Origin of the sequence: Microbacterium sp. MYb62, from assembly GCF_002979475.1 — a bacterium.
Lineage (GTDB): Bacteria > Actinomycetota > Actinomycetes > Actinomycetales > Microbacteriaceae > Microbacterium.
The window spans coordinates 56,251-78,315 of the sequence record NZ_PCOY01000013.1; the positions used below are offsets into that span (position 1 = coordinate 56,251).

Here is a 22,065-nt window from a genome sequence, read left to right on the forward strand (position 1 = left end):
AACTGAAAGCCATCCATGCTGCGCATCGCTGTTCCCAACAAGGGCTCGCTCTCCGAGACCGCCGCCGACATGCTCGCGGAGGCCGGCTACGCCGGTCGACGCGACCCCAAGACCCTTCATGTCATCGACGCCGAGAACGACGTCGAGTTCTTCTTCCTGCGTCCGAAGGACATCGCGACCTATGTGGGCTCCGGTGCCATCGATGTGGGCATCACCGGTCGTGACCTCCTGCTCGACGCACGGATGCCCGGTGCGCGCGAGATCGAGGCTCTCGGCTTCGCCGGGTCCACGTTCCGATTCGCGGCGCCGACGGGCCGCTACTCCGATGTGGCCGAGCTCGACGGACTGCGCATCGCCACGTCGTACCCCGGGCTGGTGGATGCGTTCCTCGACGAGCGCGACATCGCGGTCGACCTCGTGCCGCTCGACGGCGCCGTGGAATCCGCGGTCCGCCTCGGGGTCGCCGATGCGGTCGCCGATGTCGTGGAGACGGGCACGACCCTGCGTCAGGCGGGACTCGAGGTGTTCGGTCCGGTCATCCTGGAGTCCGAGGCGGTGCTGATCGCCGGGCCGGCGGATGCCGAGGGCTCGGACACCCTGCTGCGACGCCTGCGCGGCGTCATGGTGGCGCGTCGATTCGTGATGATCGACTACGACCTCCCCGTCGCGCTCCTCGACGACGCGGTGCAGATCGCCGGCGGCGTGGAGTCGCCGACCGTCTCGCCGCTGCGCGACCCCGAGTGGGTCGCCGTGCGGGTCATGGTGGCTCGTACGCGCGTCAATCCGGTGATGGATGCGCTCTACGCCCTCGGCGCACGCGCCATCCTGGTCACCGCGATCCACAACGCGAGGCTCTGATGACGCTCGCCAGCCGTGTCATCCCGTGTCTGGACGTGGCCGACGGCCGCGTGGTCAAAGGCGTGAACTTCGAGAACCTGCGCGACATGGGCGATCCCGTCGAACTGGCCAGGCACTATGCCGCCCAGGGGGCGGACGAGATCACCTTCCTCGACGTCACGGCGACGGTCGATGCGCGCGCGACGACCTACGACGTCGTGCAGCGGACGGCGGAGCAGGTCTTCGTGCCGCTGACCGTCGGCGGGGGAGTGCGCAGTGTCGACGACGTCGCGCGCCTGCTCTCGGTCGGGGCCGACAAGGTCGGCGTCAATTCCGCCGCGATCGCGCGACCCGAGCTCATCGGCGAGATCGCCGACCGCTTCGGCGCGCAGGTGCTGGTGCTGTCGCTCGATGTGAAGCGGGCCTCGACGACGCACTCCGGCTTCGTCGTCACCACTCATGGCGGCCGCACGCAGACGACTCTCGACGCCCTCGACTGGGCCCGCGAGGCCACCGAGCGCGGTGCGGGCGAACTGCTCGTGAACTCGATCGATGCGGACGGCACCCGTGACGGCTTCGACCTCGAACTCGTCCGGCTCATGCGTGAAGCGGCGTCGGTTCCGGTCATCGCCTCGGGTGGGGCGGGCCGCGCAGCCGATTTCGCACCCGCCATCAAAGCGGGTGCCGACGCGGTCCTCGCCGCGAGCGTCTTCCACACCGGAGCGCTGACGGTCGGCGATGTCAAGGACGCGCTGCGCGCGGAGGGTGTGGTGGTGCGATGACGACGGCAGATCGTCCGGAGCGCTCCGTGGAGGAGCGCATCGCCCAGGTCGTGTTCACCGCCGACGGCCTGGCACCCGTGATCGTGCAGCAATGGGACACGCGCGAGGTGCTCATGCTCGCCTGGGTGGATGCGGAGGCTCTTCGACGCACGCTCACCTCGGGACGGGCCACCTACTGGTCCCGCTCCCGACAGGAGTACTGGCGCAAGGGCGATACATCGGGACACATCCAGGTCGTGCACGAGGCCCGTCTGGACTGCGACGGAGACGCCATCCTGCTCCTCGTCGCCCAGACAGGTCCGGCATGCCACACAGGCACCCGCACCTGCTTCGACACGACCGATCTCGAGGCGATCGCCGGGACGGACCAGGCATGACCCTCGCACAGCGCGGCCGTTCCCTCTCCGTCTCCGGCTTCCTCCTCGCCGGCGCGATCGGCATCATCTCCTCGACCCAGACCTGGTTGACGGTGGAGCGCGCAGACGCGGGGGAGGCGATCCTGGTCCCCGGGGCCTCGGCTCTCGTCCTGCTCGCCCCGCTGAGTCTCGCGGTGCTCGCGCTCGGCGCGGCGCTCGCGATCGCGGGCAAGGCAGTGCGGATCGTGTTCGGCGTTCTCGCCGCGGCGACGTCGTTGTTCCTCGGCTGGTCGACGCTTCAGCTGCTCATCGGCGAACCGCTCACGGCCGTGGCCGCGACCGTCACCGAGGTGACCGGTCTCGCCGGCGGTGCGGCGACGCACGAGGTCGTCGCGAGCATCGTCCCGTCCGCGTGGCCCTACATCGCTCTGGTCGGCTGGGTGATCCTGCTCGCCGCATCCGTCGTCGTGCTCACGACCTGGCGCGGGTGGAAGGCCGGCGGGCGCCGCTACCGCACCGATCATGTCGACGTGGCACATGACGGCCCCGTCGATGCCGTCGATTCCTGGGACGACCTGTCTCGCGGAACCGATCCGACGCGTTGACCCCGATAGACTTATCCCGAACCGCACGTCGTCCCCCGGAGGAGAACATGACCAACCCGATCGCCGACCCCGGCCACGGACACTCGCCTGCCGCCTGGACCGCCGTCGTGATCATGCTCGTCGGCGTCACCGCGGGCACCGTCGCCTTCTGCTTCGAGCAGCCCACCCTCGTCTGGGTCTCGGTCGCGCTCATCCCGATCGGCGCGATCGTGGGTTGGGTGCTCGCCAAGGCCGGATACGGCGTGAAGGGTCCGAAGTACGCTCCGAAGGCGCACTAATGGTCCTCGCCGACCTGACGGCCGGCGCTGTCGCAGACGCTGAGCGTCGCGCCCTGTCGCGCCCGTTGGCCGCCGTCGAGCGCGAGGCACTCGCGCGCCCGGCCGCGAAGAACGCCCTCTCCTTCCTGGCCCCTGCCGATCGTGTGAAGATCATCGCCGAGGTCAAGCGGGCGAGCCCGTCCCGCGGCGCGCTCGCGGAGATCCCCGATCCCGCCCACCAGGCGGCTTTGTACGAGACCGGCGGAGCCTCCGCGATCAGCGTGCTCACGGAGGAACGCCGCTTCGGAGGCAGCCTCGCCGATCTCGAGGCCGTGACGGCCAGGGTCTCCCTGCCGGTGCTGCGCAAGGACTTCATCGCCACGCGCTACCAGGTGCTCGAAGCACGTGCCGCCGGCGCCGATCTCGTTCTGCTGATCGTGGCGGGACTCGACGCCCACGTGCTCAGCGACCTCTACGGGTTCATCATCGAGCTGGGCATGACGCCGCTCGTCGAGACGCACTCCGCCGAGGAGCTCGAGGCCGCGATCGATCTCGGTGCCCCGCTGATCGGCGTGAACGCACGCGATCTGAAGACGCTCGAACTCGACCGCGACCTGTTCGGACGCCTGGTCGAGCGCATTCCCGACACGGCCGTGAAGATCGCGGAATCCGCGGTGCTCACGCCCGCCGACGTCGTGCACTACCGCTCGGCGGGTGCGGACGTGGTCCTGATCGGCGAGGCGCTCGTGACCGGCGACCCCGTCGCCACCCTCAAGAGTTTCCTGGAGGCATGATGAGCCTGCGCGACCAGCACGGCCCCTTCTTCGGCGAGTTCGGCGGGCGCTACATGCCCGAGTCGCTGATCGCCGCGATCGACGAGCTGACCGTCGCGTACGAGGCGGCGATCGTCGATCCGGAGTTCCGCGCCGAGCTCGCGCACCTGCTCAGCTCGTACGCCGGACGCCCTTCCGCCATCACGGAGGTGCCGCGGTTCGCCGAGCACGCCGGTGGTGCGCGCATCTTCCTCAAGCGCGAAGACCTGAACCACACCGGGTCGCACAAGATCAACAACGTGCTCGGTCAGGCGCTGCTCACCAAGCGTCTCGGCAAGACCCGCGTGATCGCCGAGACCGGCGCCGGTCAGCACGGTGTCGCCACGGCCACGGCCGCTGCGCTGTTCGGCCTGGACTGCACGATCTACATGGGGGAGGTCGACACCGAGCGGCAGGCGCTCAACGTGGCGCGCATGCGTCTGCTGGGCGCCGAGGTCATCGCCGTCACCTCCGGGTCGCGCACGCTGAAGGACGCGATCAACGATGCCTACCGGGACTGGGTGGCCTCCGTCGAGACCACCAATTACATCTTCGGCACGGCAGCAGGACCTCACCCGTTCCCTGCGATGGTCCGCGACTTCCAGAAGATCATCGGAGAAGAGGCCCGCGCGCAGCTGCTCGACGAGGTCGGGCGTCTGCCGGATGCCGTCGTCGCCTGCGTGGGCGGAGGATCCAACGCCATCGGGATGTTCGACGCGTTCCTCGACGACGAGCACGTGAAGCTCTATGGTGTGGAAGCGGCGGGCGACGGCGTCGACACCGAGAAGCACGCGGCCTCGATCGAGCGCGGGCGTCCCGGTGTGCTGCACGGCGCCAAGACGTACGTTCTTCAGGACGAGGACGGACAGACGGTCGAGTCGCACTCGATCTCGGCCGGTCTCGACTACCCGGGCGTAGGGCCGGAGCACTCCTGGCTCGCCGACATCGGACGCGCCGAGTACATCCCGGCGACCGACGACGAGGCGATGCAGGCGCTGCGGCTGCTCAGCCGCACCGAGGGGATCATCCCGGCCATCGAGTCCGCCCATGCCCTCGCCGGCGCCCTCCGGATCGGACGGGATCTCGGTCCCGACGGTCTGATCGCCATCTGCCTCTCCGGCCGCGGCGACAAGGACATGGACACCGCGGCCCGCTATTTCGAGCTTTACGATGAAGCCGCTCTCGCGCATGACGCCTCGGAGGAGAGCGTCCACGAAGACACGGCGTCGAAGGGGGAACCGCAGCTATGAGCCGTGTCGAACAGGCGATCGAGCGCGCCCAGTCAGCCGGGCGCAGCGCCTTCATCGGCTATCTGCCCGTCGGTTTCCCCGACCTCGAGACGAGCATCCAGGCGGCCATCGCCCTGGCCGAGAACGGCGTCGACATCATCGAGCTGGGGCCGCCGTACAGCGACCCGGTGATGGATGGCGCGATCATCCAGGAAGCGACCACCAAGGCGCTGGCCGCGGGCTTCCGGATGGCCGATCTCTTCACGGCGATCCGAGCGATCACGGCCGCGACCGATGTGCCCGTGCTCGTGATGACCTACTGGAACCCGGTCCTGCAGTACGGCGTCGACCGCTACGCCGACGACCTTCTCGCTGCCGGCGGCGCGGGGCTCATCACGCCGGACATCACCCCCGACGCGGCAGAGGAGTGGATCGCCGCCAGCGAGCGGACCGGACTCGACCGCGTCTTCCTCGCAGCTCCCACCTCCTCCGACGAGCGTCTCGATCTGGTCGTGAAGTCCTCCACCGGATTCGTCTACACCGTCTCGACCATGGGCATCACGGGGGAGCGCGCGGAACTCGATCGCGCCGCCCGCACCCTGGTCGGCCGGCTGCGCGAGCACGGCGCCCGCCGCGCCTGCGTGGGCATCGGCATCTCCACCGCCGCGCAGATCGCCGGCGTCTCCGAGTATGCCGACGGCGCGATCGTCGGAACCGCGCTGGTCCGCGCCCTTCGCGACGGCGGCGTACCCGCCCTCGCCGAAGTCACCCGAAACCTGGCCTCCGGCACCGCGTCGGCACGCCCCGATACCGAGAACTAGAATCGCACTCATGTCACTCGCGCTCCCCAGCACCTTCACGAATGTGCTCGCCAGCATTCCGAGCCCCCCGGTCTCCTACTACGACTTCGGGGTCGTCCGGATCCACTTCTACGCGCTGTGCATCATCGCGGGCATCGTCGCAGCGACACTGCTGACGAACCGCCGCCTCACGAAGCGCGGGGCGGAGCCGTGGGTCGTGATCGACATCTCGATCCTCGCCGTCCCGTTGGCGATCATCGGAGCGCGCATCTTCCACGTGCTCACGCACCCGAACGACTACTTCGGTGAGGGCCTGAACACCTGGAACCCGTTCCTGCCCGGCTCGGTCTGGGCGGTCTGGGAGGGCGGCATCGCGATCTTCGGTGCGCTCATCGGCGGTGCCGTCGGCGCGTATCTCGGATGCCGCTGGACCGGCATCCGCTTCTGGACCTTCGCGGATGCGCTCGCACCGGGACTGCTCCTCGCGCAGGCGATGGGACGCTTCGGCAACTGGTTCAACCACGAGCTCTTCGGTCTGCCGACCGACCTCCCGTGGGGCCTCGAGATCCCGACGACCTACCCGTGGAACGGTCAGCCCAACAGCGCGTTCCCCCCGGGACTCCCCGAGGGCACGCTGTTCCACCCGACCTTCCTCTACGAGGTGCTCTGGAACGGTCTCGGCGTCATCGTCCTCCTCTGGCTCGGCCGCAAGCTCTTCTTCCAGTGGGGCCGCCTGTTCGCGATCTACCTGATCTGGTACAGCGCGGGACGCGTCGTCTGGGAGTCGATCCGCATCGACCCGAGCGAGATCATCCTGGGGCTGCGCAGCAACGTCCTCGCGGCGATCATCGGCATCCTCGTGGGACTGGCGATCCTCATCGTGCAGACACGGCGCCACCCCGGTCTCGAGCCGTCGCCTTACCAGCCCGGTCGCGAACGGGCGGATGCGGACGCTGATGTACAATCGCAGAACAATCCCTCTGACTTCGTGGATGTGAGCGAGCCTCCGACCGACGAAGTCACCGCAGGAGCCACGGCCACAAGCACCGCTCCCACGAGCGAGGACGGCTCCCGATAACGCCATCTCGTGGCGGGAGAACCATTGCACTGAACGAGCGGGCCGACGTCGTCCCCGGGTTTCATCTGAAGATCTGAGGACGGTAACTGGTGTACTTCCAGCCACCCTACGGCGCCTCCGGCGCCTACCCCCCGAAGCAGGGCATGTACAACCCGGCGTTCGAGAAGGACGCCTGCGGCCTCGCCATGGTCGCGACCCTGCGCGGCGAAGCCGGGCACGACATCATCGCGTTGGCCCTCGAGGCCCTGCGCAACCTGGAGCACCGCGGAGCCATCGGCTCGGACGCGGGCACCGGGGACGGCGCCGGCATCCTGACGCAGATGCCCGATGCATTCCTCCGCGCCGTCGTCGGCTTCGAACTGCCGCCCGTGGGGGAGTACGCGGCAGGGCTCGCATTCCTGCCCCGCGATTCCAGCGAGCGCCGCCAGCAGAAAGCCGGGATCGAGAAGATCGCCCGCTCCGAGGGACTCCGGGTCCTCGGCTGGCGCGAGGTCCCCACCGCGAACGAGAACCTCGGCAAGCTCGCCGATGAGGCGCGTCCCGCCTTCGAGCAGCTGTTCGTCAGCGCCGGCGGAGCGACGCACACCGAAGCTCCGCTCACGGGCATCGCACTCGACCGGATCGCCTACCGGCTGCGCAAGCGCGCCGGCCACGAGCTCGGCGCTTACTTCGTCTCCCTCTCGGCCCGTACGCTCGGGTACAAGGGCATGGTCACCACGCTGCAGTTGGAGCCGTTCTACCCGGACCTGCAGGATGAGCGCTTCGCCTCCGAGCTGGCGGTGGTGCACTCCCGCTACTCGACGAACACCTTCCCCTCGTGGCCGCTCGCACAGCCCCTGCGCATGCTCGCGCACAACGGCGAGATCAACACGGTCGGCGGCAACCGCAACTGGATGCGCGCCCGCCAGTCTCAGCTCGAGTCCGAGCTCCTCGGCGACATCGCGCCGCTGCTCCCGATCTGCACAGACGGCGCGAGCGACTCGGCGTCGTTCGACGAGGTCCTCGAGCTGCTGACCCTGACCGGTCGGAGCCTGCCGCACGCCATCATGATGATGGTTCCGGAGGCCTACGAGAAGCAGGCCGACATCACGCCGGAACTGCGCTCGTTCTACGAGTACCACTCCAACCAGATGGAGCCCTGGGACGGCCCGGCCGCGCTCATCTTCACCGACGGCACGCTCGTCGGCGCCACGCTCGACCGCAACGGTCTGCGTCCTGGACGCTGGACGGAGACCACGGACGGTCTGGTCGTGATCGGGTCGGAGACCGGTGTGCTGCAGTTCGAGCCGGAGCGCATCAAGCGCCGCGGTCGCCTGCAGCCCGGCAAGATGTTCCTGGTCGACACCTCGCAGCGCCGCATCGTCGAGGACAGCGAGATCAAGCGCGATCTCTCCACGATGCATCCCTGGCAGGAATGGCTCGATGCCGGCGCCGTGCGGCTCGCCGAGCTCCCGGAGCGCGAGCACATCGTGCACCCGCCGGCCTCGATCACCCGTCGTCAGCGCACGTTCGGCTACACCGAGGAAGAGGTGCGCATCCTCCTGACCCCGATGGGCCAGACGGGTGTCGAACCGCTCGGGGCGATGGGATCGGACACGCCTATCGCCGTGCTCAGCAAGCGTCCGCGCCTGCTGTTCGACTACTTCACGCAGCAGTTCGCGCAGGTCACGAACCCGCCGCTGGACTCGATCCGTGAAGAGGTCGTCACGAGCCTCAAGCTGGGCCTCGGGCCGGAGAGCAACCTGCTCTCCTGGGGCCCCGAGCACACCCGCACCGTCTCGCTCGACTTCCCGGTGATCGACAACGACGAGCTCGCGAAGATCCGCCACATCGACAAGGCGATGCCCGGCCGATCGAGCGCGACCATCCGCGGTCTCTATCACTTCGACGCGGGCCCCGAGACGTTGCAGGACCGTCTCACGGAGATGTGCGCCGAGGTCGACGAGGCGATCGAGAACGGCGCCGAGTTCCTGATCCTGTCCGATCGCGACTCGAACAAGGACCTGACGCCCATCCCGTCGCTGCTCATGGTCTCGGCGATCCATCACCACCTCATCCGCCGCGAGATCCGCATGAAGGTCGGTCTCATCGTCGAAGCCGGCGACGTGCGCGAGGTGCATCATGTCGCGACGCTGATCGGCTACGGCGCCTCCGCCGTCAACCCGTATCTCGCGATGGAGACGGTCGAGCACCTCGTGCGCACCGGCTACATCAACGGCATCACGCCGGAGAAGGCCGTCAAGAACCTGATCTACGCGCTCGGCAAGGGCGTGCTCAAGATCATGTCGAAGATGGGCATCTCCACGGTGTCGTCGTATGCGGGCGCCCAGGTGTTCGAGGCGATCGGCCTCAGCCAGGAGTTCATCGACGCCTACTTCACCCGCACCGAGTCCAAGCTCGGCGGAATCGGCATCGAGGAGATCTTCGCCGAGAACCAGGCGCGTCACGACTACGCCTACCCGGAGGACGCGGCGGCGCGGGCGCACGAGCGGCTGTGGACCGGCGGCGAGTACCAGTGGCGTCGTGACGGCTCGCCGCACCTGTTCAATCCCGAGACCGTGTTCAAGCTGCAGCACTCGACGCGCACGCGACGGTACGACATCTTCCGCGAGTACACGAAGCTCGTCGACGATCAGGCTGCCGAGCTGAAGACTCTGCGTGGCCTGTTCCAGCTGCGCACCGGCACGCGCAAACCGGTCCCGCTGGACGAGGTCGAGCCGGTGTCCGCGATCGTCAAGCGCTTCTCCACCGGAGCGATGAGCTACGGCTCGATCTCCCGTGAAGCGCACGAGACACTCGCCATCGCGATGAACCGGATCGGCGGCAAATCGAACACCGGTGAGGGCGGCGAAGACCCCGACCGCCTCGTCGACCCCGAACGACGGAGCGCCATTAAGCAGGTCGCATCCGGTCGGTTCGGCGTGACGAGCCTCTACCTCACCGAGGCGGAGGACATCCAGATCAAGCTCGCGCAGGGCGCGAAGCCCGGCGAGGGCGGCCAGCTGCCCCCGACCAAGGTGTATCCGTGGGTGGCGCGCACCCGGCATGCAACGGCCGGCGTCGGGCTCATCTCCCCGCCGCCTCACCACGACATCTACTCGATCGAAGACCTGAAGCAGCTGATCTTCGACCTGAAGCGGGCGAACCCCGAGGCGCGCATCCACACCAAGCTGGTGAGCCAGTCCGGTATCGGCGCGGTGTCGGCCGGTGTCGCCAAGGCGCTCAGCGACGTCATCCTCGTCTCCGGCCACGACGGCGGAACGGGCGCGAGCCCGCTCAACTCGCTGAAGCACGCGGGGACGCCGTGGGAGCTCGGACTCGCCGAGACGCAGCAGACGCTCATGCTCAACGGCATGCGCGACCGCGTCGTCGTGCAGGTCGACGGTCAGCTCAAGACCGGACGCGACGTGATCATCGGCGCGCTGCTCGGAGCGGAGGAGTTCGGCTTCGCGACGGCGCCACTCGTCGTCAGCGGCTGCATCATGATGCGCGTGTGCCACCTCGACACCTGCCCGGTGGGCGTCGCCACGCAGAACCCGGTCCTTCGGGAACGGTTCACCGGCAAGCCGGAGTTCGTCGTGAACTTCATGGAGTTCATCGCCGAAGAGGTGCGCGAGCTCCTCGCCGAACTCGGGTTCCGTTCTCTGGATGAGATCGTCGGCCGCGCCGACCTCATCGAGGCGAACGCCGCCGTGGAGCACTGGAAGGCCGAGGGGCTCGACCTCAGTCCCGTGCTCGAAGGCCCGGTGTTCCCCGCCGGCGAGCCTCGTCGCAGTGGCCGCACGCAGGACCACGAGCTCGAGAAGCACTTCGACGTGCAGCTGATCGACATCGCGAAGGGCGCGCTGCTCAACGGCGAACCCGTCGTCGTCGAGCTGCCCATCGCCAACACCGAGCGCGCCGTCGGCACGATGCTGGGTCACCAGGTGACCTCTCGGCACGGCGCCGCGGGCCTCCCGCAGGGGACCATCGATGTCACGCTGCACGGCACGGCCGGGCAATCCCTCGGCGCGTTCCTGCCGCCGGGGATCGTGCTCCGTCTGGAGGGCGACGCGAACGACTACGTCGGAAAGGGCCTCTCCGGCGGTGACATCACGATCCGTCCGCCGCGGGGCTCGGCCATCGCTCCGCACGAGAACGTCATCGCCGGCAATGTGATCGGCTACGGCGCGACGTCCGGGACGATGTTCATCTCCGGTGTCGTTGGCGAGCGCTTCCTCGTCCGCAACTCGGGCGCGACCGCGGTCGTCGAGGGCGTGGGCGACCACGCGCTCGAGTACATGACCGGCGGCCTGGCCGTGATCCTCGGCTCCACCGGACGCAACTTCGGCGCCGGCATGTCCGGGGGAGTGGCCTACGTGCACGCGCTCGACACGAGCAATGTGAACGCGCAGTCGCTCGGCAGCGGAGAGCTGCTGCTCGAACCGCTCGATCGTGCGGACCTCGAGGTGCTGCGCAGCCTGCTCGTCGCGCACGTCGAACGCACGGCCTCTCCGCTGGCATCCGCGCTCCTCGAGCGCTTCGAGGAGACTGCTGCAGAGTTCGTGAAGGTGCTGCCTCGTGACTTCGCCGCCGTGCGGAGCATGCGCGAGGAGGCGCTGGCCGAGGGGATCGACCCCGACGGCGACATCGTGTGGAACCGCATCCTGGAGGTGACCGGTGGCTGACCCCAAAGGCTTTCTGAAGGTGACCGAGCGGGAGCTTCCCGCACGACGTCCGGTGCCTGTGCGCATCATGGACTGGAAAGAGGTCTATGAGCCCGGCGACAAGCAGGTGCTGCGCCGTCAGGCCGGGCGCTGCATGGACTGCGGCGTGCCGTTCTGCCACCAGGGGTGCCCGCTCGGCAACCTGATCCCGGAGTGGAACGATCTGACCTGGCGGGGCGAGGGACGTGCCGCGATCGAGCGTCTGCACGCCACCAACAACTTCCCGGAGTTCACCGGCCGCCTGTGCCCCGCGCCGTGCGAGAGCTCGTGCGTGCTGGGCATCAACCAGCCGGCCGTGACGATCAAGCAGATCGAGGTCTCGATCATCGACGAGGCGTTCGCGAAGGGCTGGGTCGAGCCGGAGCCGCCGGAGCGCTTGACGGGCAAGACGGTCGCGGTCGTCGGATCGGGACCCGCGGGTCTCGCCGCCGCGCAGCAGCTCACCCGTGCCGGGCACACCGTCGCGGTCTTCGAGCGCGACGACCGCATCGGCGGCCTGCTCCGCTACGGCATCCCGGACTTCAAGATGGAGAAGACCCAGCTCGAGTCCCGTCTCCGGCAGATGCAGGAGGAGGGCACACGCTTCCGTGCGGGTGTCGAGATCGGCAAGGACATCTCCTGGCCCGACCTGCGTGCGCGCTACGACGCGGTCGTCATCGCCACCGGATCCACGGTGCCGCGCGACCTCGCGATTCCCGGACGCGACCTCGACGGCGTGCACTTCGCCATGGAGTATCTGGTGGAGTCGAACCATGTCGTCGCAGGGGACAAGGTTCCCGACCAGATCAGCGCCGAGGGCAAGCACGTCATCGTGATCGGCGGCGGCGACACCGGTGCGGACTGCATCGGCACCGCTCATCGCCAGGGCGCGCTCAGCGTCACCAACCTCGCGATCGGCACACAGCCCGGCGACACCCGCCCCGACCACCAGCCGTGGCCGATGATGCCGACTCTCTTCGAGGTGTCATCCGCACACGAAGAGGGCGGCGAGCGGGTCTTCCTGGCGTCGACCGTCGAGTTCCTCGGAAACGACGTCGGCGAGGTGCGTGCGCTCCGCGTCGCCGAGACCGAGTACATCGACGGACGCCGCGTGCCCAAGAGCGGCACCGAGCGGGAGATCCCGGCCGACCTCATCCTGATCGCGATGGGGTTCACGGGTCCCGACCAGGGCGGTTACACCGAGGACACGCTTCCTCAGGTGACCGACCGCGGATCCTTCCGCCGCGACTCCTCGTACGAGTCGACGGTGCCTGGCGTGTTCGTGGCCGGCGACGCCGGTCGTGGACAGTCGCTCATCGTCTGGGCCATCGCCGAGGGGCGCGCAGCTGCCGCGAACGTCGACCGGTTCCTGATGGGCACCACCGTTCTTCCCGAGCCGGTGCGTCCGAGCGATGTCGCGATCGGTCTCCAGCCCGCGTAGGCTGAGGCCGGCACCGTCGCCTGATTTACATCCCCCATTTCTACCCTGGAGTATCTGTTGAGACGCGCGAAAATCGTCGCCACCTTGGGCCCCGCCACCTCCACCTACGAGACGGTGCGCGCACTGATCGATGCGGGGGTGGATGTCGCGCGACTGAACCTCAGCCACGGCGACTACTCCGTGCATGAGAACAACTACGCCAACGTGCGTCGTGCTGCCGAGGATGCCGGTCGCCCGGTCGCCATCCTCGTCGACCTGCAGGGTCCGAAGATCCGCCTCGGCAAGTTCGAAGGCGGCCCGTACGAGCTCGCCAAGGGCGACATCTTCAAGATCACCACCGAAGACATCCTCGGCAACAAGGACATCTCCGGAACGACCTTCAAGGGTCTGCCGCAGGACGTCAAGCCCGGTGACTTCCTCCTGATCGACGACGGCAAGGTCCGCGTCGAGGTCGTCGAGACCGACGGCGTCACCGTCACCACCAAGGTCATCGTCGCCGGCGCCGTCTCCAACAACAAGGGCATCAACCTGCCTGGCGTCGCCGTCAACGTCCCCGCACTGAGCGAGAAGGACGAGGACGACCTCCGCTGGGGCCTGCGCATCGGTGCCGACCTGATCGCCCTGTCGTTCGTGCGCAACGCATCCGACGTCACCCGCGTGCACGAGATCATGGCCGAAGAGGGCGTGAAGGTCCCGGTGATCGCGAAGGTGGAGAAGCCGCAGGCCGTCGACGCCCTCGAGGAGATCGTCGACGCGTTCGATGCGATCATGGTCGCCCGTGGCGACCTGGGCGTCGAGCTGCCGCTCGAGGCGGTGCCGATCGTGCAGAAGCGCGCGGTGGAGATCGCCCGTCGCATGGCGAAGCCCGTCATCGTCGCGACGCAGATGCTCGAATCGATGATCAACAGCCCCGTGCCGACGCGTGCCGAAACCTCGGATGTCGCGAATGCGGTGCTCGACGGCGCAGATGCGGTGATGCTCTCGGGCGAGACCAGCGTCGGCGACTACCCCGTCGTGGTCGTCGAGACCATGGCCCGCATCATCGAGTCGACCGAGGAGCACGGCCTGGAGCGCATCGCGCCGCTCACGACCAAGCCCCGCACCCAGGGTGGAGCGATCACCCTCGCCGCCCTGGAGGTCGCCGAGTTCGTCGACGCCAAGTTCCTCTGCGTGTTCACGCAGTCGGGCGACTCCGCTCGTCGTCTCTCGCGTCTGCGCTCGCGCATCCCGATGATCGCCTTCACGCCGGAGCCCGGCATCCGTCGTCGGATGGCGCTCACGTGGGGCATCCGCTCGACCCTGGTCGACATGGTCCAGCACACCGACCTGATGTATCACCAGGTCGATGAGTATCTGCTCGGCAACGGACTCGCCGCCGAAGGGGACAAGGTCGTCGTGATCTCCGGTTCCCCTCCCGGAATCGTCGGATCGACGAACGACCTTCGCGTGCACAAGGTCGGCGATGCGATCCGCGGCGCAGCACCGATCTACAAGGCCGGCGTCTGACACGCAGCGTACAGAGGGGGTGGGACTTCGGTCTCGCCCCCTTCGTCGTGCCGATCCGGTAGTTTTCACCCATGCGTTCACACCGTCGTCCGAGGAGCACGTCATCGGCGTGCTGAGGAAAGCGGGATGGTGGATCGCCGACTACGCCTACGCGGGGTACTGGCAGCTTCGGGCGTTGTTCGACCGCACCGACCCCGCATCCTTCACTTCGGGGGGCGCCATGCACATCGTGGTCCTGCCCGGCGTGTATGAGACCTGGAAGTTCCTGCAGCCGCTCGTCGTCGCCCTGCATGCCCGCGGACATCCGGTTCACGTCGTCGACACGCTGCACCGGAATCAGCGTCCCGTGGTCGACATGGCTCACAGTGTCGCGGAGTTCCTCGAAGCGCACGATCTCACCGACGTGATCCTGGTGGCGCACAGCAAGGGCGGTCTCGCGGGAAAGGTCGTCATGACCGGCCCGGCGGCCGCGCGAGTGCGTGCGATGCTCGCGATCGCGACGCCTTTCGGCGGGTCGCGCTACGCCCGTCTGATGCTCTCCCGCACGCTCCGCGAGTTCTCCCCGGACGATCCCGCGATCGTGAGCCTCGCTCAGCAGCTGACGGTCAACGAGCGCATCGTGTCGGTCTACGCCGCGTTCGACCCGCACATCCCCGAGGGCAGTGAACTGGCCGGCGCGAAGAACGTCCGTCTCGACACCGGCGGGCATTTCCGGATCCTCGCGCATCCGCGCGTCCTCGCCGAGCTGGCGGTGCTCGCCGAATGACGGATCACCGGCAGCCGTCCGCCGGAGGGCGCTCTCCGTGGAGCGTCGGGAGCCAGAGGAGCAGGTCGGGCAGCGCGGCGTAGGCGGCGAGGCCGTGCGTGACCCCGGGGTAGCGGCGGAAGGTCACGTCCGCCTTCTGCGAGCAGAGCAGGTTCACGTAGCCCTCGGTGGCGCTCGGCAGCACGAGTTCGTCGGCCTCGCCCTGCCCGACGAAGACGGGTACCGTGATCGGGCTGTGCCCTGCGCTGTTCTCCTGGAGCAGCGTCTGCCAGGGTTCGGTGGTGGCCGGGTCACTCGTCACGTACCCGCCGACGAGCGGATCGGCGATCGCGTGCAGCTCTTCGTTCTGCGTGAGCAGGCACAGCGCCGCCATATCGGGTGTGGCCGAGAGCCCCGCGGGGGTGAGGATTCCGGTGATCTCGGCAGACGTGTACCGATCCGCGTAGGCCGCTTCGTATGCCGGGATCGCGAAGGAGGCGATCGTGACGCCGGAGAGATTCACGATGTCGTCGGTCATCAGCGCGTTCAGGTTCGCCGCAGGTGCGGCCACGGCGACGCCCTCCAGTTTCAGCTCCGGCGCGTACACGGATGCGCGCTCGGCGGCGAAGAGAGCGGCCTGCCCGCCCTGGGAATGCCCCCACAGCACCACCCGCTCGCTCACCTCGGCCGCGTCGATGTGCCGTGCGGCACGCACCACGTCGAGCACGCTGTGGGATTCGGGGATGCCGAGCAGGTAAGACGAAGGACCGTCGACGCCGAGCCCCGGATAGTCGGTCGCGGCGATGGCATACCCCTCGGCGAGCAGCTCGTGCATGCCTTCGATGTATTCGAACGGATCCAATCCGAGGGAGGGAGCGCATCGGGGCGCCGCGCCGGTGGTCGGGTGCGCCCAGGAGACGACGGCGCGACCTTCGTCGGGTGCCGGTGTGTCCGGGACGATCACGACGCCCGACACGGCGATGTCCTCGTCCGCCAGATCGCGCGAGTGATAGATCACCCGCCATGCCTTGGTGCCGACCGGAGCGCTCGCGATCGGCTGAAGGCGGATGATCGATCCCGGTTCCCCCGTGGGGAGGGGAGCGGGGAGCGCATAGAACGCCGGGTCCGTTCGCACATCGTCCTGCTCGGCGCTGGTCCTGCGCGCCACTTCGACGGCGAGGAGGGCGAGTGCTGCGACGAGGACGGCGGCGATGACGAGCAGGGCGCGTCGACGGCGCCGCGGGCGCCGGGCGTGTGCCGCCGGCGGTGCGTCGCCGTTGTGCATAAGGACTGTCTAGTGCACGCGCACCCGTCTGCGGGAGGGCTTCCTCGCGCAGAACGAGGCGTCAGCAGGGCCGCGTGCCGCCCATGCCGTTGTCGCATACGGACACGCCGTTGTTGTTGCCGTCGCCCACCTGCCCTCCCGGGGGCGGGCCCGAGGGCTTGGAGCCGCCCGACGACGACGGGTTCGAGCTTCCCTTGTCGCCCGTGCCACCGTCGTTGTTCGACCGGGCCTGCCGACGTGCGGCTTCCTCTGCAGCCCTCTGGCGCTCGGCCTCCTCCGCAGCGAGTCGGGCGGCCTCCTGTTCCGCGGCGATGCGCGCAGCCTCGATCTCCGCCGCGATACGCGCTGTCTCCGCGACCTGGAAGGCGGCGAAGTCCGCCGCGAGCACAGCCACATGCTCGTTCAACGTCTCGATGGCCGTGTCAGCGACCTTCGACGAGGCGACGATGTCCGCAGCCTCATCGCGTGCGTCGCACGTCGTCGGAATGACGATGTCGTCGAGCGCCGTGCGTGCGTCCGTCACCGCCGTTGTCAGCTCTGCGGCGCTCGGGCGTGCGGCAACGGCGGGGGCCGTCTCCGTGGCCTGAACGGCGTCCGCGCCCCCACGATCGGCATACGCCGCACTCGTCCAGCCATCGGTGTCGGGCAGATCGAGCACCTGGACGGCGGCGAGGGCCTCGTCAGCGGCAGACAACGAGCCCCCCGCCGCCGCCGTGGTCGTCGCGGCGCGCTCGGTCGACACGGTGCACAGGCGCTCCGTCTCTGCGGCCTCTGCGCTCGCGACACCGGCCGCGGTGATCGCCACCGCGGTGAGGACGACCGCGGTGGCGCCCGCGATGAGAAGTGCGGTTCTCCGCTTCTTGGTGAGCATCGGGGTCCGATCTTCACTGCGCCAGGGCGCAGAGGGGGAAGGTCAGCTTTCGCTGAGACAGGAGGGGACGGATCCACGTTAGCGGGGCGGCCGGGGCTCAGAACGCTCCGCACGCCGGCCGATTCCTCCCGAGACAGGTTCGACGATTCGCAGAGCGCATGTCTCCGGACGACGAGGTCCCGACGAGCCTTCTTGTTCGACGTCGCACGGGAGCCGTCGAGGGGGCCGGCCGCCGAGAGCACGGCGGAACCCGTGCACACCGCGGTGATCAGCGGGTCTCGATTCAGGTTCTGGTGCCGGCGGTGGGACTCGAACCCACACGCCCTTTCGGACAAAGCATTTTGAGTGCTCCGCGTCTGCCATTCCGCCACGCCGGCTCGTGTGTCGCGTCTACGACTTTAGCGCAGGGGAGAGGACGCGATCATCCGGGCCGACGGCGCACGGCCTGCAGACAGGGGCACTCCACTAGGATGGTTGTGTGACAGAGCAAGAAGAGCAGGCTGAGCAGCCCACGTCATCCGCACCCCGACGCGTCGTCGTCGCCGAAGATGAGTCGCTGATCCGTCTCGACATCGTCGAGATCCTCCGCGACAACGGCTTCGATGTCGTCGGTGAGGCCGGTGATGGAGAGACCGCGGTCGCTCTGGCGACCGAGCTGCGCCCCGACCTGGTCATCATGGACGTCAAGATGCCTCAGCTCGACGGCATCAGCGCCGCGGAGAAGCTGCACAAGGGCAACATCGCACCGGTGGTTCTCCTCACGGCGTTCAGCCAGAAGGAGCTCGTCGAGCGTGCGAGCGAGGCCGGTGCGCTCGCGTACGTCGTGAAGCCTTTCACGCCGAACGACCTCCTGCCGGCGATCGAGATCGCGCTGGCCCGCCACGAGCAGATCATCACGCTCGAGGCCGAGGTCGCCGACATGGTCGAGCGCTTCGAGACCCGCAAGCTCGTCGACCGGGCGAAGGGCCTGCTCAACGAGAAGATGGGCCTCAGCGAGCCCGAGGCGTTCCGTTGGATCCAGAAGGCGTCCATGGACCGCCGTCTGACGATGCAGGATGTCGCCAAGGCGATCATCGAGCAGCTCGCCCCCAAGAAGTAGCGGTGAGCGCCGGGGTCCTCCGGCTCGATGCCGAGCACATCCTGCGGCCGGTCCGCCTCGGTGACGGCGCTGCCCTCGCACGGGCGTACCTCGCCAATCGCGAGCACCTCGCGCCGTGGGAGCCGACGCGCACCGAGGCGTTCTTCAGCGTCACGTCGCAGGAGCAGCACGCGCAGCAGTGCGTGGACGACGCGACCGCCGGGCGCAGCGTCCGGTTCGTGATCGAGTCGGACGACGGTGAGATCCGCGGGCGCATGAACATCAACAACATCGTCCGCGGGGCGTTCTGGAGCGCCGACCTCGGATACTGGGTCGATGCCTCCCGCCTGCATCGGGGGCTCGCGAGCCGCGCCGTCGCGCAGATCGCCGAGCACTCCCGCGCGGAGCTGCGGTTGCATCGTCTCCAGGCCGCGACGCTGCTGCACAACGTCGGGTCCCAGCGCGTGCTGCTCGGCAACGGCTTCGAGCGCATCGGGCTGGCACCGAAATACCTCCGCATCGCAGGGGAGTGGCAGGACCACCTGCTGTTCCAGCGCCTGCTGGAGGAACCGCTCAGCTCGCGGCGGGAAGGTCCTTGATCATGTTGGTGATGCGGATCGTGGAGCAGCGGCGCCCCTGATCGTCGGTCACCACGATCTCGTGCACCGTGATGCTCCGCCCCAGGTGCACCGGCGTGCACACTCCCGTGACGACGCCCGACGTCGCCGAACGGGTGTGCGTCGCGTTGATGTCGACCCCGACGGCGAGTCGGCCGCCACCGGCGTGCAGATTCGCCGCCATCGATCCGAGGGATTCCCCGAGCACCACGTAGGCGCCCCCGTGCATGAGTCCGACCGGCTGGGTGTTGCCCTCCACCGGCATGGTCGCGACGCAGCGCTCCACGCTGAACTCGACGAACTCCATGCCCATCTTCTCGGCCAGAGCACCCATTCCGCGGGCTGTCGCCCAGTCGAGTCCCTCGCTCATCGCGACATCGCTCATGCATCCTCCTCAGCGGGTGTCCGTCGTCCTCGTTAGGCTGACAGGGTGACGGACTCCGCAAAGCCTACCCTCATGGTCGTCGACGGCCACTCGCTCGCCTACCGTGCCTTCTTCGCCCTCCCGGTGGAGAACTTCACGACCAAGGACAACCAGCACACGAACGGCATCTACGGGTTCCTGTCGATGCTGGTCAACCTCATCAAGGCCGAGCAGCCGACGCACCTGGCCATCGCCTTCGACACTTCGCGTCACTCGTTCCGCACGGACGAGTACCCCGAGTACAAGGCGACGCGATCGGAGTCTCCGCAGGAGTTCAAGGGACAGATCCCTCTCCTCCAGGACTGCCTCGCCGCGATGTCGATCCCGGTCCTGACGAAAGAGGGGATCGAGGCAGACGACATCCTCGCGACCCTCGCCTCCCAGGGCGCGGAGCAGGGTTTCGACGTGCTCGTGGTCTCCGGGGACCGCGACACGATCCAGCTCGTCAACGACGATGTCACGCTGCTGTACCCCTCCGTGCAGGGCGTCTCCCAGCTCAAGCGCTACGACCCTGTGACCGTTCAGGAGCGCTACGGCGTCCGTCCGGAGCAGTACCCCGACATCGCGGCGCTCGTGGGCGAGACCAGCGACAACCTCCCCGGTGTGCCGAAGGTCGGAGAGAAGACCGCGGTCAAGTGGCTCACACAATTCGGGTCGCTCGACGACCTGATCACCCGCGCCGACGAGATCAAGGGGGTCGTCGGCGGCAACCTCCGCGACCACATCGACGACGTCCGCCGCAACCGCAAGCTGAACCGCCTGCTCACCGACGTCGAGCTCCCGGTCGGACCGGCAGACCTCGCGGTCGCGCCGATCGATGCGCAGGCCGTGCGCGACATCTTCGCCCGCCTCGAGTTCCGCACGCTCCTGCCGCGGGTGTTCGAGGCGGTCGGAGCCGGAGAGGTCGCCGACGACCCGGCTTCGGCGGTCGTCCTGCCCGTGCCGGCCGAGGTCACGCCGGCCGAACTGGCGACCTGGGCCGCGGCTCAGGAGGGCGACGTCGCCGTGCGCGTCACGACGCAGGGCGGAACACCGGTGCGCATCGGTGCGGCGACCCTGACCGAACTCCGCGAGGCGGACTGGTCCGACGCCGCAGCCGCGGCACTGGGCGAGTGGATCTCATCCGACGCCCCGAAGGTGCTGCACGAGGCGAAGCCGCAGGTCAAGGCGCTGATCCGACAGGGCATCCGCCTCGGCGGTCTCGCGTACGACACGAGTCTGGCCGGCTGGCTGCTGCGTCCGAGCTTCCCTGACAAGACCCTCGCCGACCTGGTCGAGCGCTACCTCGGCGAGAAACTGCCCGAGGCCGATCCCTCGCAGCTCGTGCCCGAGACCGAAGGGGCCACACCGTCGCAGGAAGCATGGTTCGCCCTGCGGGTCGCCGACGCCCTGCGCGAAGACATCCCGGAGTCCGTCGCCGAGGTCCTCATCGACATCGAACTGCCGACGCTGCTCACACTCGCCGACATGGAGGTGGCGGGCGTCGCCGTCTCGCACGACGTGCTGTCCACGTTCTCCGGTGAGCTGTCCACGCGCGCCGAGGGGCTCGCGCAGGAGGCGTTCTCCGTCGTCGGCCGAGAGTTCAATCTGGGCTCGCCCAAGCAGCTGCAAGAGGTCCTGTTCGAAGACCTGCAGCTTCCGAAGACGCGCAAGACCAAGACCGGGTACTCCACGGATGCGGCGGTGCTGGCCGATCTCCAGGAGAGCAACCCGCACCCCTTCCTGAGCCTGTTGCTGCAGCACCGTGAAGCCACGAAGCTACGTCAGATCATCGAGTCGCTCGACACGGCGATCGGGGACGACCACCGCGTGCACACGACGTACGTGCAGACCGGAAGCCAGACTGGACGGCTTTCGAGCACCGACCCGAACCTGCAGAACATCCCGGTGCGCACCGAGGAGTCACGTCGCATCCGCAGCGCGTTCGAGGTCGGCGAGGGCTACGAGGCACTCCTCACCGCCGACTACTCGCAGATCGAGATGCGCATCATGGCGCACCTCTCGGGCGATGAGGGGCTCATCGAGGCGTTCAACAGCGGCGAAGATCTGCACCGCTTCGTGGGTGCCCGGGTCTTCGGTGTCGAGCCGAGCGAGGTGACGCCGGCCATGCGCACGAAGGTCAAGGCGATGTCGTACGGCCTGGTCTACGGGCTCTCGGCGTTCGGGCTCTCCAAGCAGCTGCGCATCGAGCAGTCCGAGGCCAAACAGCTCATGGTCGAGTACTTCGCCCGTTTCGGCGCCGTGCGCGACTACCTGCGTGCCTCGGTCATGAAGGCGAAGGAGGTCGGCTACACCGAGACGATCTTCGGCCGTCGCCGTCCGTTCCCCGACCTCGCGAGCCCGAACCGCGTACTGCGTGAGAACGCCGAGCGTGCCGCGCTGAACGCCCCGATCCAGGGGAGCGCGGCCGACATCATGAAGATCGCGTTGCTGCACATCCACGATGATCTCCGATCCGAACAGCTTTCCTCGCGCGTCCTCCTGCAGATCCACGACGAGCTCGTGGTCGAGGTCGCACCGGGGGAGTGGGATGCCACCGAGCGCATCGTCCGCGCGCGCATGGGCGATGCGGCCGAGCTGTCGGTGCCACTCGACGTACAGGTCGGGCGCGGCCGCGACTGGAACGAGGCCGCGCACTGAGGTCCGGCGGGGGAAGG

General features: G+C 68.4%; 19 protein-coding genes and 1 tRNA gene. 16 read left to right on the plus strand and 4 right to left on the minus strand.

What is annotated here, in order from left to right; genetic code table 11:
- Positions 1–15 precede the first annotated feature (15 nt).
- The 13 genes from hisG to CQ042_RS13535 all read left to right on the plus strand — a co-directional run bounded on the left by hisG (position 16) and on the right by CQ042_RS13535 (position 15,154).
- On the plus strand, positions 16–858 hold the full coding sequence (gene hisG, locus CQ042_RS13475) for an ATP phosphoribosyltransferase (protein ID WP_105670967.1): 843 nt from the start codon (positions 16–18) through the stop codon (positions 856–858).
- Entirely contained in the window at positions 858–1,619 is a 762-nt protein-coding gene (gene hisF, locus CQ042_RS13480) for an imidazole glycerol phosphate synthase subunit HisF (protein WP_105670968.1), read from the plus strand. The genes hisG and hisF overlap by 1 nt, the downstream gene beginning before the upstream one ends.
- Positions 1,616–1,996, plus strand: a complete 381-nt coding sequence (gene hisI, locus CQ042_RS13485) for a phosphoribosyl-AMP cyclohydrolase (protein ID WP_105670969.1) — start codon at positions 1,616–1,618, stop codon at positions 1,994–1,996. Before hisF ends, hisI begins: the two co-directional genes overlap by 4 nt.
- Entirely contained in the window at positions 1,993–2,580 is a 588-nt protein-coding gene (locus CQ042_RS13490; RefSeq protein ID WP_105670970.1) for a Trp biosynthesis-associated membrane protein, read from the plus strand. The genes hisI and CQ042_RS13490 overlap by 4 nt, the downstream gene beginning before the upstream one ends.
- Positions 2,581–2,627: 47 nt before the next feature.
- Positions 2,628–2,858 (plus strand): HGxxPAAW family protein, encoded by a 231-nt coding sequence (locus CQ042_RS13495; RefSeq protein ID WP_105670971.1) that lies wholly within the window; start codon positions 2,628–2,630, stop codon positions 2,856–2,858.
- The gene (gene trpC, locus CQ042_RS13500) at positions 2,858–3,631 is read left to right on the plus strand and encodes an indole-3-glycerol phosphate synthase TrpC (protein ID WP_105670972.1); all 774 of its coding nucleotides are present in this window, start codon (positions 2,858–2,860) and stop codon (positions 3,629–3,631) included. Before CQ042_RS13495 ends, trpC begins: the two co-directional genes overlap by 1 nt.
- Positions 3,631–4,899: a tryptophan synthase subunit beta gene (gene trpB, locus CQ042_RS13505; protein ID WP_105670973.1), complete on the plus strand. Its 1,269-nt coding sequence runs from the start codon at positions 3,631–3,633 to the stop codon at positions 4,897–4,899. The genes trpC and trpB overlap by 1 nt, the downstream gene beginning before the upstream one ends.
- Entirely contained in the window at positions 4,896–5,699 is an 804-nt protein-coding gene (trpA, locus tag CQ042_RS13510; RefSeq protein ID WP_105670974.1) for a tryptophan synthase subunit alpha, read from the plus strand. The genes trpB and trpA overlap by 4 nt, the downstream gene beginning before the upstream one ends.
- Before the next feature lie 10 nt (positions 5,700–5,709).
- Positions 5,710–6,756: a prolipoprotein diacylglyceryl transferase gene (gene lgt, locus CQ042_RS13515; RefSeq protein WP_105670975.1), complete on the plus strand. Its 1,047-nt coding sequence runs from the start codon at positions 5,710–5,712 to the stop codon at positions 6,754–6,756.
- Between the two features lie 143 nt (positions 6,757–6,899).
- The gene (gene gltB / locus CQ042_RS13520; protein ID WP_105671000.1) at positions 6,900–11,423 is read left to right on the plus strand and encodes a glutamate synthase large subunit; all 4,524 of its coding nucleotides are present in this window, start codon (positions 6,900–6,902) and stop codon (positions 11,421–11,423) included.
- The gene (locus tag CQ042_RS13525; RefSeq protein ID WP_105670976.1) at positions 11,416–12,882 is read left to right on the plus strand and encodes a glutamate synthase subunit beta; all 1,467 of its coding nucleotides are present in this window, start codon (positions 11,416–11,418) and stop codon (positions 12,880–12,882) included. Before gltB ends, CQ042_RS13525 begins: the two co-directional genes overlap by 8 nt.
- A 57-nt stretch (positions 12,883–12,939) precedes the next feature.
- Complete coding sequence (gene pyk / locus CQ042_RS13530; protein WP_105670977.1) at positions 12,940–14,388, plus strand: pyruvate kinase; 1,449 nt, start codon at positions 12,940–12,942, stop codon at positions 14,386–14,388.
- Between the two features lie 109 nt (positions 14,389–14,497).
- On the plus strand, positions 14,498–15,154 hold the full coding sequence (locus tag CQ042_RS13535; RefSeq protein WP_181157568.1) for a triacylglycerol lipase: 657 nt from the start codon (positions 14,498–14,500) through the stop codon (positions 15,152–15,154).
- A gap of 4 nt (positions 15,155–15,158) precedes the next feature.
- On the opposite strand, the gene CQ042_RS13540 is transcribed toward CQ042_RS13535, so the two are convergent.
- The 3 genes from CQ042_RS13540 to CQ042_RS13555 form a co-directional block, all read right to left on the minus strand.
- Positions 15,159–16,418, minus strand: coding sequence for an alpha/beta fold hydrolase (locus tag CQ042_RS13540; protein ID WP_105670978.1), 1,260 nt, complete (start codon positions 16,416–16,418; stop codon positions 15,159–15,161).
- A gap of 61 nt (positions 16,419–16,479) precedes the next feature.
- On the minus strand, positions 16,480–17,289 hold the full coding sequence (locus tag CQ042_RS20305; protein ID WP_146115398.1) for a hypothetical protein: 810 nt from the start codon (positions 17,287–17,289) through the stop codon (positions 16,480–16,482).
- A gap of 291 nt (positions 17,290–17,580) precedes the next feature.
- Positions 17,581–17,666, minus strand: a tRNA-Leu gene (locus CQ042_RS13555).
- Positions 17,667–17,767: 101 nt separating this feature from the next.
- Here CQ042_RS13555 and CQ042_RS13560 point away from each other — a divergent pair.
- A complete protein-coding gene (locus CQ042_RS13560; protein WP_017830602.1) occupies positions 17,768–18,388 on the plus strand; it encodes an ANTAR domain-containing response regulator in 621 nt (206 codons plus the stop codon).
- A gap of 2 nt (positions 18,389–18,390) precedes the next feature.
- Positions 18,391–18,966, plus strand: a complete 576-nt coding sequence (locus CQ042_RS13565) for a GNAT family N-acetyltransferase (protein WP_105670980.1) — start codon at positions 18,391–18,393, stop codon at positions 18,964–18,966.
- Here CQ042_RS13565 and CQ042_RS13570 read toward each other — a convergent pair.
- Positions 18,941–19,369: a hotdog fold thioesterase gene (locus CQ042_RS13570; RefSeq protein WP_105670981.1), complete on the minus strand. Its 429-nt coding sequence runs from the start codon at positions 19,367–19,369 to the stop codon at positions 18,941–18,943. The two genes, CQ042_RS13565 and CQ042_RS13570, sit on opposite strands and share 26 nt — an antisense overlap.
- 45 nt (positions 19,370–19,414) lie before the next feature.
- Between CQ042_RS13570 and polA the strand changes: the two genes are divergently transcribed.
- Positions 19,415–22,048 (plus strand): DNA polymerase I, encoded by a 2,634-nt coding sequence (polA, locus tag CQ042_RS13575; RefSeq protein WP_181157569.1) that lies wholly within the window; start codon positions 19,415–19,417, stop codon positions 22,046–22,048.
- The last annotated feature ends 17 nt before the right edge of the window (positions 22,049–22,065 follow it).

What these genes read in the sequence shown, in the direction of transcription:
- hisG (WP_105670967.1), top strand. Translation starts at nt 16, where the DNA reads ATGCTGCGCATCGCTGTTCCCAACAAGGGCTCGCTCTCCGAGACCGCC.
- hisF (WP_105670968.1), top strand. Translation starts at nt 858, where the DNA reads ATGACGCTCGCCAGCCGTGTCATCCCGTGTCTGGACGTGGCCGACGGC.
- hisI (WP_105670969.1), top strand. Translation starts at nt 1,616, where the DNA reads ATGACGACGGCAGATCGTCCGGAGCGCTCCGTGGAGGAGCGCATCGCC.
- CQ042_RS13490 (WP_105670970.1), top strand. Translation starts at nt 1,993, where the DNA reads ATGACCCTCGCACAGCGCGGCCGTTCCCTCTCCGTCTCCGGCTTCCTC.
- CQ042_RS13495 (WP_105670971.1), top strand. Translation starts at nt 2,628, where the DNA reads ATGACCAACCCGATCGCCGACCCCGGCCACGGACACTCGCCTGCCGCC.
- trpC (WP_105670972.1), top strand. Translation starts at nt 2,858, where the DNA reads ATGGTCCTCGCCGACCTGACGGCCGGCGCTGTCGCAGACGCTGAGCGT.
- trpB (WP_105670973.1), top strand. Translation starts at nt 3,631, where the DNA reads ATGAGCCTGCGCGACCAGCACGGCCCCTTCTTCGGCGAGTTCGGCGGG.
- trpA (WP_105670974.1), top strand. Translation starts at nt 4,896, where the DNA reads ATGAGCCGTGTCGAACAGGCGATCGAGCGCGCCCAGTCAGCCGGGCGC.
- lgt (WP_105670975.1), top strand. Translation starts at nt 5,710, where the DNA reads ATGTCACTCGCGCTCCCCAGCACCTTCACGAATGTGCTCGCCAGCATT.
- gltB (WP_105671000.1), top strand. Translation starts at nt 6,900, where the DNA reads ATGTACAACCCGGCGTTCGAGAAGGACGCCTGCGGCCTCGCCATGGTC.
- CQ042_RS13540 (WP_105670978.1), bottom strand. Translation starts at nt 16,418, where the DNA reads ATGCACAACGGCGACGCACCGCCGGCGGCACACGCCCGGCGCCCGCGG.
- CQ042_RS20305 (WP_146115398.1), bottom strand. Translation starts at nt 17,289, where the DNA reads ATGCTCACCAAGAAGCGGAGAACCGCACTTCTCATCGCGGGCGCCACC.
- CQ042_RS13570 (WP_105670981.1), bottom strand. Translation starts at nt 19,369, where the DNA reads ATGAGCGATGTCGCGATGAGCGAGGGACTCGACTGGGCGACAGCCCGC.